Genomic DNA, 16478 nt, shown 5'->3' with positions numbered 1-16478 from the left:
GCGCCGCCTACTTGCCGAGCTTCGACAACTTGCGTTGAAGCTCGGCCAGCTGTTCCTTGATCTCGTCGAGGTTGTCGTCGTCGCTGTCCCTGCCGCTCGCGCCCCGCTCGGTCGGCTTTGGGGCGCCGGTCATCCCGGCGCCGCCGAGCCCGCCGGTCATCGCCTTGAAGAACGCCTCCTGCTGGGCGCGCATCGCCTCCATCCCGGGCATGGAGCCCAGCGGGCTGGCGCGCGTCATGTTCTCGAGCACCTTGGATTGCCCGTCGCGCAGCATTTCGAAGCTGGCGGCGAGGAACTCGGGCACGACGCTGGTGGCCTGGGTGGTGTAGCTGCGCACGAGATCGTTGAGTACGTTGATCGGCAGCACGTTCTCGCCCCGGCTTTCGTGTTCAGCGATGATCTGGAGCAGATATTGCCGGGTGAGGTCGTCGCCCGATTTCAGGTCGATGATCTGCACTTCGCGCCCGTCGCGGATGAACTGCGAGATATCGTCGAGCGTGACGTAATCCGAGGTCTCGGTGTTGTAGAGCCTGCGACTGGCGTACCGCTTGATCAGCAGGGGTTTGTCGGTGTCGGCCAAGTCAGGATCCCTCCCGGTTTTTGCGCGGTGCAGCATAGCTTAGACGCGACCGCGGCAAAAAGAAAGGGCGAGCCGCCTGCGCGGCCCGCCCTTCACGTATCCGTCGCCAGCGCCGGGAGGAGCGCGGCGCGGGACCTCACGGTTTACTTCGCGCCGGCCTTCTTGGCTGCGGCGGTCATGTCGTCGGTGGCTTTCTTGACGGCGTTGGTCGCGTCAGCCTGAATGTCGCGGCCTGCGGACATCATCAGTTCGACGGTTTCCATCTGCACTTTCTTGGCGACTTCGGCGAAGGCTGCCATGTTCTCGGCGGCGACTTCGGCGTTGGCCGATGCGAAATCGGTCATCGCCTTGGCGTAGTCCGCCGGCTCTGCCTTGGCTTTCGACATTTCCGACATTTTCGCCAGCGTGGACTTGGTCCATTTGCTGGAGATCTCGGCCGATTTCTCGGCGGCGTCGAGGGCGACGCCCGACAGTTTCTCGCTGAGGGCGGCCTGGTTCTTGAATGCGTCTTCCATCGCCTTGGTGTCGACGGGGAATGCGCCCATGAAGTCTTTCATCGCGGTGGTGAAGTCTTGTTGCTTGGCCATCTCAAATTCCTTTCTTTCGCTGGCGGGAGGATCCCGCTTTCTGCGTCTGCAAGGAATATGCATGCTGCGCCGCAGCATTTCAAGGCTTTTCTGCGCTGCAGCAAAAGAATTTCCAAAACCCTGATATGTCTAGCCAATACCGCCACCGGCCTTGCGCCGGACATAGGTCCCGGGGGCCGGAACGAGCGGCGGATGGTCCGAATCACCGGGTTCGCGCGCCTTGGTCTTCTTGCCGGAGCGCTTGCGCAGCCAGGCCTCCCAGCGGGGCCACCAGCTTCCGTCGTGGCGCTTTGCGCCCGCCAGCCAGGCGTCGGCGGGTCCATCCAGATCGTCATTGGTGAAGTGGCCGTATTTCTTCTTGCTTGGCGGGTTGACGATCCCCGCGATATGACCCGACTCGGAGACGATGAAGGTGCGGTCCTTGCTGCCGGTCATTTGGAACCCGCGGTAGCAGTCCTTCCACGGCGCGATGTGATCGGTCTGGCAGGTCACCGACATCAGCGGAACCTTCACGTCCGAGATGTGCACCCTTTCGCCCAGCACGTCGACGCCATCCGTCACGAAGGCGTTGCGCTGGCACAGGTTGCGCAGATACTCCACCGCCATCCGCCCCGGCAGGTTCGACCCGTCGCCGTTCCAGTAGAGCAGATCGAAGGCAGGCGGAGAGTCGCCCATCATGTAGCTGCGGATGGCCGGCTGGTAGATCAGGTCGTTCGAGCGCAGAAACGACATGGTCCGCCCCAGGATGAAAGAGCGCAGCACGCCCTGCGCCTTCACCTCTTCCTCGATCCCGTCGATGAAATCGTCCTGCAGGAACGGGGTGAATTCCCCCTGCTCCGAGAAATCGGTGAGCGCGGTGAAAAAGGTGGCGGATTTCACCGACGCGTCACCGCGTTTCGCCATCAGGGCGAGCGTCATGTGCAGCGTGGTTCCGGCAATGCAATAGCCCACGGTGTTGACCTGTTTGACCCCGGTGATCGCGCGCGCCTCGCGGATGGCGGTGAGAAAGCCCCGATCGACGTAGTCGTCCATCCCGATATCGGCATAGGATGCATCAGGATTGACCCAGGAGGCGACGAACAGGGTATAGCCCTGTTCGGTGATCCACCGGATCAGGCTGTTCTGCTCTTTAAGGTCGAGGATGTAGAACTTATTGATCCAGGGCGGAAAGATGACCAGCGGGGTGGTGTGGACCTCCTCGGTGGCGGGCGCATACTGGATCAGCTCCATCAGGTCGTTGCGATAGACCACCTCGCCGGGGGCGGTCGCGATGTTCTCGCCCAGCCTGAAGGCTTTTTCATCGGCCAGGCGCACCACCAGTTCGCCCTCGTTCGCCTCGAGATCGGCGACGAGGTTCTCGAGCCCGCGCACCAGCGACTCGCCCTCGGTTTCGACCGCCCGTTCGAGCGCGTCCGGGTTGGTGCCGAGGAAATTCGTCGGTGACATCATGTCGATGATCTGCTGCGAGAAATAGGCCAGCCGCCGCTTTTCCTTGGGGTCGAGGTCGTCGATCTCCGCGACCGCCTGCTCGATGGCCTTCGCATTCAGTTCATATTGCTGCCTGATATAGCGGAAATAGGGGTTGGCGTCCCATAGCGGGTTGGTGAACCGCTTGTCCTTGCGCGATTCCGGGGCGACGGCCTCCTCAGCCTCCGCTCCCTTGAGCATCATCTGCTGCGCCTCTATGAAGTGGCGCACGGATTTCCCCCAGAATTCCAGCTGGTTCTCGTAAAGCCTGCCGGGGTTTTCCAGCGCTTCGGTCCAGTAGGACATCGCCGCCTTGGCAAAGAGATCCTGCCCCGGCCCGCTGAGCGACGGGTTCGCGGGATTGCGCGCGGAAAGCGCCTGTATCAGGCGCTGCGACAGTTCTTCGACCCGCTCGAGATTCGCGTTCATCCGGGCGAGACTCTCGCTATTTTCGTCCTCTTGCGTTGCCATCTTAATATTTCCGCCTTAAGTTTCTGCTACGCAGCATTGCATCGCCATGTCGGGAGGGGCCGGGCGACACGCGAACCGGGCGCTCATGCCCAAAGGAGACGATCATGCGCTACATGGCCACATACGATATGATGGAAACCCTCCGTAACGCGAACCAATGGCTCGGGGCGACCGCCCTGTCCTTTGCATCCTATCCGATATTCAGCATGACGCCAAACCCCGCCTTCCAGATGCTGGCCGCCTGGGGCGAGGTGACCGAGCGGACTTTCGCCCGAATGGTGACGAAACCCGACTGGGGCATTCGCACCTATACCTGCGAGGATGGCAAGGATCACCTGGTCGGCATAGAAACCATCGTCGAAAAGCCGTTCGGCAACCTGATCCAGTTCGCCGTGCCGGGGCGCAAGCCGATGAAGCGGCGCGTGCTGCTGATCGCGCCGATGTCCGGACATTACGCCACGCTGCTGCGCTCAACCGTCAAGAGCCTGCTTGTGAATTGCGAGGTGTTCATCACCGATTGGCACAACGCCCGCGACATCCCCGTCAGCGAAGGCAAGTTCGACGTCGAGGATTACACGCTCTACCTTGCTGAATTCATGCGCGCGCTGGGGCCGGACACCCATGTCATCGCCGTCTGCCAGCCGGTGCCGCTCGCCCTTGCCGCTACCGCCCTTCTGGCCGAGGACGAGCCCGAGGCGCAGCCGCGCTCGCTTACCCTGATCGGGGGGCCGGTGGACCCGGACGCCGCCCCGACCGAGGTTACGGATTTCGGCCGCCGCATGACGATGGGCCTGCTCGAGCAGACGATGGTGCAGCGCGTCGGCTTCAAGTATCCGGGCGTCGGACGCATGGTCTATCCGGGCCTGATGCAGTTGGCGTCGTTCATCTCGATGAACGGCGAAAAGCACGCCCAGGCGTTCAGCGATCAGATCGCCAACGTCGCCATGGGCAACGACAGCGACCACGACCGCCACAACCGGTTCTATGACGAATATCTCGCGGTCATGGACATGACAGCGGAATTCTACCTCTCGACGGTCGAACGCATCTTCAAGGGGTTGGAGATCGCCCGGAACGAATTCACCGTGCAGGGCCGCAAGGTCGACATGGGCAAGATCACCAACGTCGCCGTGATGACGGTCGAGGGCGGCAAGGACGACATTTCCGCGCCCGGCCAATGCGTCGCCGCGCTCGATCTGTGCACCGGACTGCCGGACGAAAAGAAAGCCAGCCACCTGGAACCCGAGGCCGGCCATTACGGCATCTTCGCCGGCCGAAGCTGGCGCAACAATATCCGGCCCCTCGTGCTCGACTTCATCGACGCCCACGACGGGACCGGGCGCAAAGCGCCGCCCAGCACGAAACCGGCGAACCGCAACGCCCCCAACCGCGCGCCGCAAAGCAAGGCCACGCCGGTCTGAAGGCGCGGCGCGGTCCTGGCTACTGCAGGACCAGCGGCTGTTTGATCCATTCCATCAGGGCTTGCGTGGTCTCCTCCGGGCGTTCCAGCGTCGGCAGGTGGCCGGCGCCCTCGATCACCGCCAGTTCGGCATAGGGAATAAGATCGGCCATGAACTTGTTCCGCTTGATCGGGGTCAGCCCGTCATGGTCGCCGCACAGCACCAGCGCAGGCGTCTTGCAACGGCGCAGGATCGCCTGGTAATCGCGCCGCCGCTGCATGGCGCGCAACTGCCGCACGATCGCGGGCGCGCCAAGATGCCCGGCCATGTCCCGCACCAGCGCCATCACCTCCGCGCGGCCCGGTCCCGGCGCCAGCCATTCCGGCCGCAGGACGCCAGGCGCCAGTTGATCGAGGTTGCCGGCGCGCGCCTTGATGATGAGCGGTTCGAGATCGGCGGAAGATTGCGGCGTCTCGGCCAGCGGATTGGCGTTCATCAGCGCGATCCGGCTGACCCGGTCGGGCGCGCGGCGCAGCACCTCCATCGCGACGATTCCGCCCAGTGCGAGCCCCGCCAGCGCGAAGCGGGGCGGCAGCACGTCAAGCAGGTTCGACGCGATCTCCTCGACCCGGTCGCCCTGGGTGATCGGGGCCGCCGTCACCGCCCGCATCGGGCTGAACGCGGTCAGTTGCGGGCCGAACACCCGCGCGTCGCACATCATGCCGGGCAGGAATACCAATGGCTCAATCATCCTGGCCTCTCGCGCCTGTCGCCTCGCGGTCACAATGTCACAGCCGCTTGGACGGTCAACCTGTCACGGATAGGAAATGCCCCGGAACGGCGGAAAGTCGGCGTAGCGCGCCTGCCGCTCCCGCTTCGGCTCGGACGGATCCGCGCCGGCGGTCAGAAGCACGCCCTTCGGCGCGATATAGCTCGAGATCCTGCGCCTCGAATGGGCGCGCCAGCAGAGGTTCATCGCGCAGAGGGTGGGGAAGAAACACATCTCGGAATAGGGCAGGTGATCGTGGATCCACCACGCAAGGTCGCGCCAGTCGCGCCCCTGCGCATAGCGATCCGCGAACCACGGAATGACCAGCGACGCGCCGGCGCCGCGCTCGGCCTCGCCGCCGCGGTCCCAGATGTGATGCCCGTGATTGGCGTCGTTGCGCGCGCAGTTGAGACCATGCTCATTGCCGAACCGGTTGAGTTCGGGGCTACGATAGCCCGAGCGGATCGCGATCCGCCCGAAGGTTTCCTGCAACGGGTCGAGCAGGTTCTCGCACAGCGCGCGCCCGTTTTCGATCGCGATATCGGGATGTTCCGGGATGTTCTGGATGCGATGGAAATTGCCGATCTCGGAATGGAGGAAATCGCGCATGTAGAAATGCCGGCCAAGGCGCACGCGTCCCAGCGCCTCAAGGCTCCACATGCTGCGCGGGCGTCTCACCCGTAGCCGTTCCAGCGGAACGCGCCGTCCGCATCGCGTAGCGGCGCGAACGGGTTGTGCGCCACTTCCCAGACATGACCGTCGGGATCGGCGAAATACCCGATATGTCCGCCCCAGAACACGTCATGCGCATTCTTCAGGATACGCGCGCCGGCATTCCGGGCCCGGTCAAGCTCTTGGGCTACCTCACCTTTTTCACGCACATTATAGCCCAAGGTAGAGGCTCCGACGCCAAGCTCGCCTTCCTCCAGCCCCATGTCCCGCGCCAGATCGGCGCGCGGATAAAGGCCGAGCGCCTGGCCGAGAAGATCGAAGACCACGATCCCGTCCGGGCTGTCCACCCGCGTCCAGCCCATCGCTTCATAGAACTTCGTCGACTCGGCGACATCTCGAACGCCAAGCGTTACCAACGAGATGCGCTGCTCCATTCAACCATTCCTTTCGCTGCGCCAGATAGCTTCTTCCACCGACGCCGCGATCAGCGCCAGGCAATCCGCGTCCGAGAACCGGTGGTCGGCCCCGTCCACCAGCGTAAGCCGCATGTCTGGCCCCGTCGCATGGTCCAGAAGCCGCAGGGCGACGGATTTATCCACATCCATGTCCGCGGTCCCTTGCAGAAATCGAACCGGAAAGGGAAGGTTCAACGGATCGCGCAGCACCAGCCGGTCGCGGCCGTCCTCGATCAGCCGGTTGGTGATGACATAGGGCTCATCATACTCGCTCGGCCGCAGGATGCGCCCCTCGCGCTTGAGCTTGGCGCGCTCGATCTCGTTCATGCCCGCCCACATGCTGTCCTCGGTGAAATCCGGCGCGGCAGCGACAGTGACCATCCCCGCGATCCGCTCCGGCATCCTGCGCGCCATCAAGAGCGCGATCCAGCCCCCCATGGAGGACCCGACGAGGATTTGCGGCCCCTGCGTCAGCGTATTGATCGCCGCCGCGGCGTCCTCGGCCCAGTCGCCGATGCACCCTTCGGTGAACTCCCCCGAAGACGCCCCGTGCCCGGAATAATCGAACCGCAGAAAGGCGCGGCCCGCGCGGCGCGCCCAATCCTCGAGAAAGAGCGCCTTCGTGCCCGTCATGTCCGATCTGAGTCCGCCGAGAAAGACCACGCCCGGCCCCTCGCCCTCGAGCCGCAAGTAGGCGATCTGCCTGCCCCGGTCGGTCGTGAAATGATCAGCCATCCGCTCACCCTGTTCTGCCGTCGTCGCTTGGTTACACCTCACCGCGCCGCGGCTTGCAAGTGCGCCCCGTCCGCTTGACAGCCCCGCCCGGCGCCGCCATAGGAAGGCCATCAATCGCAACCGGGCGCACCCGTAGGCGCCAAACCGACGAGGAGCGCCACCCATGGCCCAGATTTCCCTCACCTTTCCCGATGGCAATACGCGCGAATACGCCGCCGGCGTGACACCCGCCGAGGTCGCCGCCGACATCTCGAAGTCGCTCGGCAAGAAGGCGATTTCCGCCGATGTGGACGGCCGGCACTGGGACCTGCAATGGCCCATCGTTGACGACGCCGCCATCGCCATCAACACCATGCAGGACGAGGCCGCCGCGAACGAACTGATCCGCCACGACCTCGCCCATGTGATGGCGCGCGCCGTGCAGGAGATCTGGCCCGATGTGAAGGTCACCATCGGCCCGGTGATCGAGAACGGCTGGTACTATGATTTCGACCGCGAAGAGCCGTTCACGCCCGAAGATCTCGGCCTGATCGAAAAAAAGATGCGCGAGATCATCAACCTGCGCGATCCCGTCCGCACAGAGGTGTGGGAGCGTGATCGCGCGATCCGCCATTACGAGGAAAACGACGAGCCCTTCAAGGTCGAGCTGATCGAGGCGATCCCCGGCGACGAACCGCTGCGCATGTATTGGCACGGGCACTGGCAGGACCTCTGCCGGGGGCCGCATCTGCAGAACACCGGGCAGTTGCCGGCGGACGCGTTCAAGCTGATGAGCGTCGCGGGCGCCTACTGGCGTGGTGATTCGGACCGCGCCATGCTGCAACGCATCTACGGCGTCGCCTTCACCAGCAAGGAAAAACTGCGCGCGCATCTCAACATGCTCGAGGAGGCCGCCAAGCGCGACCACCGCAAACTCGGCCGCGAGATGGATCTCTTCCACATGCAGGAGGAGGCGCCCGGCCAGGTCTTCTGGCATCCCAATGGCTGGACGATCTACACCGAATTGCAGGACTACATGCGCCGCAAGCAGCGCGCCGGCGGCTACCAGGAGATCAACACGCCGCAGGTCGTCGACCGCAAGCTGTGGGAGGCGTCGGGCCACTGGGAGAAATACCAGGAGCACATGTTCATCGTCGAGGTCGAAGAAGAGCACGCCAGGGAAAAAGCGGTGAACGCGCTGAAGCCGATGAATTGCCCCTGCCATGTGCAGGTCTTCAACCAGGGGCTGAAGAGCTATCGCGACCTGCCCTTGCGGCTGGCTGAATTTGGCGCCTGCACGCGCTATGAACCCTCGGGCGCATTGCACGGGATCATGCGGGTGCGCGGCTTTACGCAGGACGACGCGCATATCTTCTGCACCGAGGATCAGATCGAGGCGGAATGCGCGCGGTTCATCAACTTCACCGCCGGCATCTACGCCGATCTCGGGTTCGCGGATTTCGAGATCAAGTTCGCCACCCGCCCGGAAAAACGCGTCGGCAGCGACGAAAGCTGGGACCATGTCGAGGGCGCGCTCGAAGGCGCGATCAAGGCCACGGGCCGCGACTTCACGCTGGAGCCGGGCGACGGCGCGTTCTACGGCCCCAAGCTCGACTTTTACCTGACCGATGCGATCGGGCGGACGTGGCAGTGCGGCACCTTCCAGGTCGACCCCAACCTGCCCGAACGCCTTGGCGCGACCTATATCGCGCCCGACGGATCCAAGCAGCGCCCCTACATGCTGCACCGCGCCACGCTTGGCAGCTTCGAGCGGTTCATCGGCATCCTGATCGAGGAACACGCCGGCAAACTGCCCTTCTGGCTCGCGCCGCGGCAGGTGGTGGTGGCGTCGATCGTGTCCGAGGCGGATGACTACGTGAACGAGGTGGTCGCGAAATTGCGCGCGGCGGGCGTGCGCGCGGAGGCCGACACACGCAACGAGAAGATCAATTACAAGGTGCGCGAACATTCGGTCGGCAAGGTGCCGGTGATCCTCGCCTGCGGTCTGCGCGAGGTAGAGGACGGCACCGTTTCGGTCCGCCGGTTGGGCGAGAAACGCACCAAAGTGGAGGCGCTCGGGGATGTAACAAACGATCTCGCTCGCGACGCGACGCCCCCCGATCGGCTGAAACATTAACTCCGCTCAGGACGAATTTTCGCGCATTTGCGGGCCGGCGTCATGGTGGCCAACCGGCCCGTTTCTTTGAAATCAGGCACTTGCGTCCAAGGCGGTCCTGACGCGTCATGACGCCTGCGTGTCTGACAGGCTCGTGATTGGCGCGAAGACCTTACCCCAACGTAAGCTTCTCCCAAGCGTTGCATCCCTGCCCTGACATTTCCGGCGGGGGCGAAACGCCCTAACGCGACGGGCGACCGGTGTTTGCGCCCAGCCCGTCAACCAAAGCGGAAACAAGACAAGGGAGAAACTGATGTCTAACATGATGAAAACCGTCGCCATCGCCGGCGCCGTGACCGCCGCGCTCGCCGCGCAGGCCACCACCGCGCAGGCGGCGGGAGCGAAGGAAAAGTGCTTTGGCGTTGCGCTTGCCGGTGAAAACGATTGCGCCGCGGGCGAAGGGACGACCTGCAAGGGCACTTCCAAGGTCGACTACCAGGGCAACGCCTGGACGCTGGTAGACGAGGGAACCTGCACCGAGATCGACCTGCCGGAAATGGCCGACGGGACCGAGCGGCGCGGCTCGCCCGAGCCGCTGGACCGCGACCTGCCGGCCTGAGCCGGCCACAACTCCGGGCGGGCGCGCACACGCGCCTGCCCTCAGACCGCGAGGCCGTCATGCCCGACCCGTCCGTTCGCCTGACAACCCTGCCCGCCGCCCCCGGCGTCGGCTACAAGCCCCAGCATTTCGCCGACATCATGCGGGATCCCGGCGGCGTCGCGTGGTTCGAGATCCACGCGGAGAACTACATGGGCGACGGCGGCCGTCCCATCGCGCAACTGCGCCACCTGGCCGAACGCCACCCCGTTTCCGTGCATGGCATCGGCCTTGGCATCGGCGGTGAGGGGCGACTCGACCCGGATCACCTCACCCGGCTGAAACATCTCTGCGACTGGCTGACCCCGGCGAGCTTCTCTGAACATCTCGCCTGGTCCAGCCATGAGGGCGCCTATCTCAACGACCTGCTGCCGCTGCCCTACACCGCCGCCACGCTCGCCTGCGTCGCCGATCATATCGACGAGACGCAGGAGGCGCTCGGTCGCCCCATGCTGCTGGAAAACCCGTCAAGCTACCTCGTCTTCGACGAGAGCACGATGAGCGAGCCCGAATTCCTTGGCGAACTGGCGCGCCGGACCGGTTGCGGCCTGCTGCTTGACGTGAACAACGTCTTCGTCTCGGCCACCAATCTCGGCATGAGCGCGCTGGCCTATCTCGACGCGTTCCCGCTTGCCCGCGTCGGCGAACTGCATCTCGGCGGTCATCACGAGGACGCGGACGAACACGGCGCGCCGCTCCTGATCGACAGCCACGATCACGCCATCACGGAGCCGGTCTGGACCCTGCTGGACGAGACCTTCGCCCGGCTTGGCGCCTGCCCCGTCCTGATCGAGCGCGACGACGATATCCCGCCCTGGCCCACGCTCGAGGCCGAGGCCGCCCGCGCCGGGCGCGCGCTGGCCCGCGCGGTCAAGAGGGCCGCCGCGTGAGCGCGGGCCAGGGTATATTCCGCGCGGCGGTGCTCGACCCGGCGCGCCCTTCTCCTGCGGGCCTCTCGGACGGGCGCGGCCACGCTGCGGGAAAACGGTTCGACGTCTATCGCAACAATGTCGCGGTCGGGCTGACTGAGGTTCTGGAAACCGGCTTTCCGGTCATTCGCAAGCTGATCGGCGAAGACAGGTTTTCAGCTGTCTGCGGCGTTTTCCTGCGCCAATCGCCGCCCGCATCGCCCATCCTGTCCCGCTACGGCGACGGATTTCCCGCCTTCCTCGCCGGGTTCGAGCCGCTCGCGCATCTGCGCTACCTTGCCGACGTGGCGGCATTGGAACTGGCGATCCGCCAGTCCTACCACGCCGCCGACGCGCTCCCGATTCTGCCCGAGAGCCTGTCAGCCGTCCCGCCCGAGCGGGTGGACGATCTGCGCCTCGGCCTTGCGCCCGCGCTGCGCGTCGTCCGCTCGCATTGGCCGATTCACGATATCTGGAGCTACAACACCGTGGAGAATGCGCCGAAACCCGCGCCGGTGGCGCAGGACGTGCTCATAACCCGGCCCGAGTTCGATCCCGCCCCGCAGGTATTGCCGCCGGGCGGCGCGGGTTTCATTGCAGCACTCCAACAGGGCGCCACGCTCGGAACCGCAGCGGAACAGGCGGCCAGGGACGCGCCCGATTTCGATCTCGGCGAGGTTCTCGCACTGCTTCTGGCCGGGAACGCGATCGTTTCCGCCGACCTTCCGGGGGACGGACATGCCTAGAATTCTTGCGACATACGACGCTTTCTGCGCAGCCTTGGAGCGGCTCAGCTGGTTGATCCCGATCCTTGCCCGGCTGGTCTTCGCCGGTGTGTTGCTGGTTTATTTCTCGCAATCCGGCCTTTCCAAGATCGCCTTCGACCAGGGGCTTGCCGGCCTGCTCAGACCGACGGACAGCGCGTTCGCGCAGATCTTTCCGCGCGCCGCCGACGCAGCACTTTACGACGTCGCCGAGATGAGCGCGCCGCAATGGGTTCTCGCCGTCGCGGGCGGCTGGGCGGAGATCCTGCTGCCCGTGCTGATCGTGCTCGGGCTGATGACCCGGCTCGCGGCACTTGGCATGATCGGGTTCGTGATCGTGCAGACCCTGACGGATATCTTCGCCCACGGCGTCGAAATCGGGCGGACCGCGCGGGACGCATGGTTCGACGGCTATTCCGACGGACTGCTGATGGACCAGCGCGCGTTCTGGATCTTCGCCCTCGCCGTCCTGGTGATTCGCGGCGCGGGGCCGCTGTCGCTCGACCGGGCGCTGACCGCGCGGCGCGCCTACCCGGCCAGCGCCGCCTGAACCTCGGGCGTCCAACCAAGGTAGAGCTTGCCCTGCGCCTCGATCAGCGGCCGTTTCATCAGCGCCGGGTGGCGCGCGATCAACTCGACCGGGTCGCCGGCGCGCTCTTCCTCGTCCAGCCCGCGCCATGTTGCGGAGCGCGTATTGAGCAGCGCCGCGCCGAACGCCTCGTGGGCCGCGTTCAGCACCGCTTCGGGCAGACCATCGGCGCGGACATCCTTGAATTCCGCATTCGGAAAGTGTTTCAATGCCTTGCGGCATGTATCACAGGTTTTCAGACCATAGAGCTTCATGTCTTCGCCTTTCCCGTTCCCGTCGGCGCCCAGCCGCGATTCGTGACGGCCATGCCGTTTCACTTGATTTTTACACAACGCGTGCAATCATCAATGGCGCAGCGGGGGAATCTTCATGGGCGCAATGCTTGCGCGCGACTCCCGCTCGAATGGCCCGGCATCCCACCCGGGACGACGACAAGAAGGAGAAGCGGAATGCCGACAGGCACCGTGAAATGGTTCAACACCACCAAAGGCTACGGGTTCATCGCCCCCGACGAGGGCGGCAACGATGTGTTCGTGCATATTTCCGCCGTGGAACGCTCGGGGTTGACCGGGCTCGCCGACAACCAGAAGGTCGAGTTCGAGCTTCAGGAAGGGCGCGACGGACGGCAGATGGCGGGGGACCTCAAACTGCTCTGACCCTTTCCCGAGCGCAGGACGCAGGGCAGCCGGAGGGCGCGTAGCCGGTCCGGCCCTGTCGGACTACGCCGGAAGTTCCGCCTCGGATCCCGACAACACCAACTGGAAACGCAAGAGACGCGCAACCGGCGCGCCTCATGTTCCAGTCCCTTGATCCGGCTTCTGATCCCGGAGGGCTCCGTTCGCTTCAGTAGCAGCCCTTGGAGCCGACCGGACAATCCGAGCGGCGCGCGGAATACTGCTGCTTCACCTTTTTCACGCGCGGCGTCGGATGCCGCATCATCTGTCTGTAGGTGACGCCGGTGGTCGGCTGCCCGCAACAAATCACGCCGTTTAGCATGATCGGCTGATATCCGGGCGCGCAGTAATTCACGTTGGTCGGATAAGGATAGATTTTCGCCTCGCCGGCCATGGCGGGCGAAGCCGCGATAAAGGCGAGCGCAATGCCCTTGGTGAGTGTTGGCAGCAGACGCATCAGATCCCTCGCAATGTTATCGTTTCCCAATCCCGTCAGGAAACTATGTTATGGAACATGCGGGCGCTGTCAAATTCTTTGCGGCGAACGGAGCGACCAGCGACCGCGTTGCCGCAAAGGGTTATTCCCGGCGCTCAGCAGCCTTTGACGCCGATCGGGCAGGCGTGGCTGCGCGCGGGCGCGCGCCGCTTTGATCCGCGCGGCTGCTGGTGGCCCATCATCTGCTGATAGGTCACATGGGTGTTGGGCTGCCCGCAGCTGATCTCGCCCATGACGACGACCGGCTGAAGGTTCGGCGGGCAGAAATTCTCCCGCGTCTCGTAGGGATATATCATCACCTCCCCGGCCGAAGCCGACGACGCTGACATGACGACCACGCACAGACCCATGATTGATTGAGAAACGCGCATCCGATCCCCCTTTCGCAAGCGTGCCAGTTCGATCGGGATGCTAGCCGGGCGCCCGCTTCTGTCAATCTCGATGACCGGATCGGCGCATAACCGCCCAGGCGGTCACTTGTTCCGCCAGAGCTGCCGCGCCACGAGAAACGCCACCGGAAGGCTGAACAGGTAGCCGATCACCGCCCCCCAGACGACCCCGCCGGAGCCGGTGAATCCCGCCACCAGCGCCGCGATCACCCCGATCCCCGCAAGGGTGGTTCCGACGAAAAGATGAACAACGAACGTGAGCCAGAGCATGGGCGCCTCCTGTGATGTGTCGGAGGGCGGGTAGCATGTGGCTGCGGGGGGTGGCCTTGATCTGGGTCAGGTTGGCGGCCGCCCCCGAAAAGGCCATTCAGCTATCCATCTTCAACGCGCTGATGAACGCCTCCTGCGGAATGTCCACCTTTCCGAACTGGCGCATCTTCTTCTTGCCGGCCTTCTGCTTCTCCAGCAGCTTCTTCTTGCGCGTCGCGTCGCCGCCATAACACTTGGCCGTCACGTCCTTGCGCATCGCCGACAAGGTCTCGCGCGCGATCACCTTGCCGCCGATGGCCGCCTGTATGGGGATCTTGAACATATGGCGCGGGATCAGGTCCTTGAGCTTCTCCACCATCGCGCGGCCGCGCATTTCCGCCCGGTCGCGGTGCACCATCATCGAGAGCGCGTCGACAGGTTCATCATTCACCAGGATCGACATCTTCACGAGATTGTCCTGTCGATACCCCGTCATCTGGTAGTCGAAGCTCGCGTAGCCCTTGGTCACCGATTTCAGCCGGTCGTAGAAATCGAACACCACCTCGTTCAACGGCAGGTCGTAAACCACCATCGCGCGGCTGCCGGCATAGGTCAGATCCTCCTGGATTCCGCGCCGGTCCTGGCAAAGCTTGAGCACGTCGCCGAGATATTCGTCGGGCACGAGGATCGTGGCCTTGATCCGCGGCTCCTCGACATGGTCCACATGCGTCAGATCCGGCATGTCGGCGGGGTTGTGCAGGTCCAGCTTGGTCCCGTCCTTCATGTAGACATGGTAGATCACCGAGGGCGCGGTGGTGATCAACTCGATGTCATACTCCCGCTCGATCCGGTCGCGGATCACCTCCAGATGCAATAGCCCGAGAAACCCGCAGCGGAACCCGAAGCCGAGCGCGGCCGAGGTTTCCATCTCGTAGCTGAAGGACGCGTCGTTGAGCGCCAGTTTCTCGATCGCGTCGCGCAGGTCCTCGAATTCGTTGCTGTCCACCGGAAAGAGCCCGCAGAACACGACCGGCACCGAAGGCTGGAAGCCCGGCAGCGGCTTCTCGCAGGGGGTCTTGTCGTGGGTGATGGTGTCGCCGACCTTGGTGTCCGCGACCCGCTTGATCGAGGCGGTTATGAACCCGATCTCGCCCGGGCCCAGTTCGTCCACCACCGTCATCGCGGGGCGGAAGACGCCGATACGGTCGACCTGGTGCACGCTGCCATTCTGCATCATGCGCACGCGGTCGCCCTTCTTCAGCTTGCCGTCCATGATCCGCACCAGCACGATCACCCCGAGGTAGGCGTCATACCAGCTGTCGACCAGCATCGCCTTGAGCGGCGCATCGGCGTCGCCCCTGGGGGGCGGCAGGTGCTCGATGATCGCCTCGAGCGTCTCGGTGATGCCTTCGCCGGTCTTGGCGCTGACGCGGATCGCGCCGGAGGCGTCGATGCCGATGACATCCTCGATCTGTTCGGCCACGCGGTCGCAATCGCTGGCGGGCAGGTCGATCTTGTTGAGCACCGGGATGATCTCGTGATCCGCATCGATGGCGGTATAGACGTTCGCCAGCGTCTGCGCCTCGACCCCCTGCGTGCTGTCCACCACCAGCAACGAGCCCTCGACCGCGCGCATGGAGCGGCTGACCTCGTAGGCGAAATCGACATGGCCCGGCGTGTCGATCAGGTTGATGACATAGTCCTCGCCGTTCTGCGCGGTATAGTTGATCCGCACGGTCTGCGCCTTGATGGTGATGCCGCGCTCGCGCTCGATATCCATGCTGTCGAGCATCTGCTCCTTCATGTCGCGCTCGGCCACCGTGTTGGTCTGCTGGATCAGCCGGTCGGCGAGCGTGGATTTCCCGTGGTCGATATGCGCCACGATCGAGAAATTGCGGATATGCGAGAGCGGTGTCATGAGAACCGGATATGATGGGCTTTGCGCGGCTGGTCAAGGTGGCGTGAGGGGGCGCATGAATGTGCCCGGTCCCCGGCATCTTGCGATCTTACGAATTGAAAAACCGGCCCTGATCGGGCTATTACTGTCGCCAGGTTTTCCATGAGCGGGGCATACCCCGCCGCGGGCAGGCAAAAGGGGCAAGGACGATGAAACAGTTTCTCATGGCGACGCTCGTGCTCGCGCTGGCCGGGTGCGGCGGCGGCGGCGTCAAGCGGTTCGAGCGGGAACAGGCGCGGGTGGTCAGCGTTCCCAACACGGTCGCGCCCACGGCTATCGCCTCCACCACGGTCATGGTTCCGGTGCGCAAGCCGATGGCGCGCGGGCCGATCAGCCAGGCCTGCAATGCGTCGGACCGCAAGGCGCGCTCGCCCGAACTTTGCGGTTGCATCCAGGCGGTCGCCGATCAGAGCCTGTCGCGTCACGACCAGGTGCGCGCCGCCGGGTTCTACAGGGATCCCCATGCGGCGCAGGAAATCCGCCAGTCCGATCGCTCGAGCCACGAGACCTTCTGGAAGGCTTACGTGAACTACGCCAAACAGGCCGAACGGACCTGTTCCTGA

Annotated in this window: 20 protein-coding genes; 8 read left to right on the top strand and 12 right to left on the bottom strand. The window is 64.4% G+C overall.

Features of this window, described 5'->3' with window-relative positions; all coding sequences use genetic code 11:
- Positions 1–7: 7 nt before the first annotated feature.
- From phaR to D6850_RS02580, 3 genes are all read right to left on the bottom strand, one after another.
- Positions 8–580 (bottom strand): polyhydroxyalkanoate synthesis repressor PhaR, encoded by a 573-nt coding sequence (gene phaR, locus D6850_RS02590; protein WP_121163496.1) that lies wholly within the window; start codon positions 578–580, stop codon positions 8–10.
- 143 nt (positions 581–723) lie between these two features.
- Positions 724–1167, bottom strand: a complete 444-nt coding sequence (locus D6850_RS02585) for a phasin, PhaP (protein ID WP_121163495.1) — start codon at positions 1165–1167, stop codon at positions 724–726.
- A 129-nt stretch (positions 1168–1296) separates the two neighbouring features.
- Positions 1297–3105, bottom strand: a complete 1809-nt coding sequence (locus tag D6850_RS02580; RefSeq protein WP_121163494.1) for a PHA/PHB synthase family protein — start codon at positions 3103–3105, stop codon at positions 1297–1299.
- Between the two features lie 104 nt (positions 3106–3209).
- Between D6850_RS02580 and phaZ the strand changes: the two genes are divergently transcribed.
- Positions 3210–4526, top strand: a complete 1317-nt coding sequence (phaZ, locus tag D6850_RS02575) for a polyhydroxyalkanoate depolymerase (protein WP_121163493.1) — start codon at positions 3210–3212, stop codon at positions 4524–4526.
- 19 nt (positions 4527–4545) lie between these two features.
- Here the strand turns inward: phaZ and D6850_RS02570 are convergent, their stop codons facing one another.
- The 4 genes from D6850_RS02570 to D6850_RS02555 all read right to left on the bottom strand — a co-directional run bounded on the left by D6850_RS02570 (position 4546) and on the right by D6850_RS02555 (position 7136).
- A complete protein-coding gene (locus D6850_RS02570) occupies positions 4546–5256 on the bottom strand; it encodes an alpha/beta fold hydrolase (RefSeq protein ID WP_121163492.1) in 711 nt (236 codons plus the stop codon).
- Between the two features lie 63 nt (positions 5257–5319).
- Positions 5320–5934 (bottom strand): hypothetical protein, encoded by a 615-nt coding sequence (locus D6850_RS02565; protein WP_121163491.1) that lies wholly within the window; start codon positions 5932–5934, stop codon positions 5320–5322.
- A gap of 14 nt (positions 5935–5948) precedes the next feature.
- On the bottom strand, positions 5949–6380 hold the full coding sequence (locus D6850_RS02560) for a VOC family protein (RefSeq protein ID WP_121163490.1): 432 nt from the start codon (positions 6378–6380) through the stop codon (positions 5949–5951).
- Complete coding sequence (locus D6850_RS02555) at positions 6381–7136, bottom strand: alpha/beta hydrolase (RefSeq protein WP_121163489.1); 756 nt, start codon at positions 7134–7136, stop codon at positions 6381–6383.
- Positions 7137–7299: 163 nt separating this feature from the next.
- On the opposite strand from D6850_RS02555, the gene thrS reads away from it, so the two are divergent.
- The 5 genes from thrS (at position 7300) to D6850_RS02530 (ending at position 12111) form a co-directional block, all read left to right on the top strand.
- A complete protein-coding gene (gene thrS / locus D6850_RS02550) occupies positions 7300–9252 on the top strand; it encodes a threonine--tRNA ligase (RefSeq protein WP_121163488.1) in 1953 nt (650 codons plus the stop codon).
- Positions 9253–9544: 292 nt separating this feature from the next.
- Positions 9545–9850: a BufA1 family periplasmic bufferin-type metallophore gene (locus D6850_RS02545; RefSeq protein WP_121163487.1), complete on the top strand. Its 306-nt coding sequence runs from the start codon at positions 9545–9547 to the stop codon at positions 9848–9850.
- A 59-nt stretch (positions 9851–9909) separates the two neighbouring features.
- Entirely contained in the window at positions 9910–10779 is an 870-nt protein-coding gene (bufB, locus tag D6850_RS02540; RefSeq protein WP_121163486.1) for an MNIO family bufferin maturase, read from the top strand.
- The gene (locus tag D6850_RS02535) at positions 10776–11543 is read left to right on the top strand and encodes an HvfC/BufC N-terminal domain-containing protein (protein ID WP_121163485.1); all 768 of its coding nucleotides are present in this window, start codon (positions 10776–10778) and stop codon (positions 11541–11543) included. The genes bufB and D6850_RS02535 overlap by 4 nt, the downstream gene beginning before the upstream one ends.
- A complete protein-coding gene (locus tag D6850_RS02530; protein ID WP_121163484.1) occupies positions 11536–12111 on the top strand; it encodes a DoxX family protein in 576 nt (191 codons plus the stop codon). Before D6850_RS02535 ends, D6850_RS02530 begins: the two co-directional genes overlap by 8 nt.
- Here D6850_RS02530 and D6850_RS02525 read toward each other — a convergent pair.
- Positions 12090–12404: an arsenate reductase family protein gene (locus D6850_RS02525; protein WP_121163483.1), complete on the bottom strand. Its 315-nt coding sequence runs from the start codon at positions 12402–12404 to the stop codon at positions 12090–12092. The genes D6850_RS02530 and D6850_RS02525 overlap by 22 nt on opposite strands.
- A gap of 195 nt (positions 12405–12599) precedes the next feature.
- On the opposite strand from D6850_RS02525, the gene D6850_RS02520 reads away from it, so the two are divergent.
- Entirely contained in the window at positions 12600–12806 is a 207-nt protein-coding gene (locus D6850_RS02520; protein ID WP_121163482.1) for a cold-shock protein, read from the top strand.
- A 187-nt stretch (positions 12807–12993) separates the two neighbouring features.
- Here D6850_RS02520 and D6850_RS02515 read toward each other — a convergent pair whose 3' ends face one another.
- The 4 genes from D6850_RS02515 to lepA form a co-directional block, all read right to left on the bottom strand.
- Positions 12994–13281, bottom strand: a complete 288-nt coding sequence (locus tag D6850_RS02515) for a hypothetical protein (protein ID WP_121163481.1) — start codon at positions 13279–13281, stop codon at positions 12994–12996.
- Positions 13282–13415: 134 nt separating this feature from the next.
- Positions 13416–13616, bottom strand: a complete 201-nt coding sequence (locus tag D6850_RS02510; RefSeq protein WP_147438842.1) for a hypothetical protein — start codon at positions 13614–13616, stop codon at positions 13416–13418.
- Positions 13617–13793: 177 nt separating this feature from the next.
- A complete protein-coding gene (locus tag D6850_RS02505; protein WP_121163479.1) occupies positions 13794–13979 on the bottom strand; it encodes a CTP synthetase in 186 nt (61 codons plus the stop codon).
- 97 nt (positions 13980–14076) lie between these two features.
- On the bottom strand, positions 14077–15876 hold the full coding sequence (gene lepA / locus D6850_RS02500) for a translation elongation factor 4 (protein WP_121163478.1): 1800 nt from the start codon (positions 15874–15876) through the stop codon (positions 14077–14079).
- Positions 15877–16064: 188 nt separating this feature from the next.
- Between lepA and D6850_RS19675 the strand changes: the two genes are divergently transcribed.
- Positions 16065–16478 carry a hypothetical protein gene (locus D6850_RS19675; protein WP_245964073.1) on the top strand — a complete coding sequence of 138 codons (414 nt, stop codon included), beginning with the start codon at positions 16065–16067 and terminating at the stop codon, positions 16476–16478.

This window comes from Roseovarius spongiae (genome assembly GCF_003651245.1).
GTDB lineage: Bacteria > Pseudomonadota > Alphaproteobacteria > Rhodobacterales > Rhodobacteraceae > Roseovarius > Roseovarius spongiae.
The sequence above is the reverse complement of the archived record's forward strand: the minus strand, read 5'-3'. Positions and strand labels throughout refer to the sequence as shown.

Bases quoted from the DNA above. Each gene is read 5' to 3' on its own strand.
- D6850_RS02515 (WP_121163481.1), bottom strand. From the start codon at position 13,281: ATGCGTCTGCTGCCAACACTCACCAAGGGCATTGCGCTCGCCTTTATC.
- D6850_RS02545 (WP_121163487.1), top strand. From the start codon at position 9,545: ATGTCTAACATGATGAAAACCGTCGCCATCGCCGGCGCCGTGACCGCC.
- D6850_RS02555 (WP_121163489.1), bottom strand. From the start codon at position 7,136: ATGGCTGATCATTTCACGACCGACCGGGGCAGGCAGATCGCCTACTTG.
- D6850_RS02585 (WP_121163495.1), bottom strand. From the start codon at position 1,167: ATGGCCAAGCAACAAGACTTCACCACCGCGATGAAAGACTTCATGGGC.
- bufB (WP_121163486.1), top strand. From the start codon at position 9,910: ATGCCCGACCCGTCCGTTCGCCTGACAACCCTGCCCGCCGCCCCCGGC.
- D6850_RS02525 (WP_121163483.1), bottom strand. From the start codon at position 12,404: ATGAAGCTCTATGGTCTGAAAACCTGTGATACATGCCGCAAGGCATTG.
- D6850_RS02560 (WP_121163490.1), bottom strand. From the start codon at position 6,380: ATGGAGCAGCGCATCTCGTTGGTAACGCTTGGCGTTCGAGATGTCGCC.
- D6850_RS02580 (WP_121163494.1), bottom strand. From the start codon at position 3,105: ATGGCAACGCAAGAGGACGAAAATAGCGAGAGTCTCGCCCGGATGAAC.
- phaZ (WP_121163493.1), top strand. From the start codon at position 3,210: ATGCGCTACATGGCCACATACGATATGATGGAAACCCTCCGTAACGCG.
- D6850_RS19675 (WP_245964073.1), top strand. From the start codon at position 16,065: ATGAAACAGTTTCTCATGGCGACGCTCGTGCTCGCGCTGGCCGGGTGC.
- D6850_RS02520 (WP_121163482.1), top strand. From the start codon at position 12,600: ATGCCGACAGGCACCGTGAAATGGTTCAACACCACCAAAGGCTACGGG.
- lepA (WP_121163478.1), bottom strand. From the start codon at position 15,876: ATGACACCGCTCTCGCATATCCGCAATTTCTCGATCGTGGCGCATATC.
- D6850_RS02505 (WP_121163479.1), bottom strand. From the start codon at position 13,979: ATGCTCTGGCTCACGTTCGTTGTTCATCTTTTCGTCGGAACCACCCTT.
- D6850_RS02570 (WP_121163492.1), bottom strand. From the start codon at position 5,256: ATGATTGAGCCATTGGTATTCCTGCCCGGCATGATGTGCGACGCGCGG.
- D6850_RS02510 (WP_147438842.1), bottom strand. From the start codon at position 13,616: ATGATATATCCCTACGAGACGCGGGAGAATTTCTGCCCGCCGAACCTT.
- thrS (WP_121163488.1), top strand. From the start codon at position 7,300: ATGGCCCAGATTTCCCTCACCTTTCCCGATGGCAATACGCGCGAATAC.
- D6850_RS02565 (WP_121163491.1), bottom strand. From the start codon at position 5,934: ATGTGGAGCCTTGAGGCGCTGGGACGCGTGCGCCTTGGCCGGCATTTC.
- D6850_RS02530 (WP_121163484.1), top strand. From the start codon at position 11,536: ATGCCTAGAATTCTTGCGACATACGACGCTTTCTGCGCAGCCTTGGAG.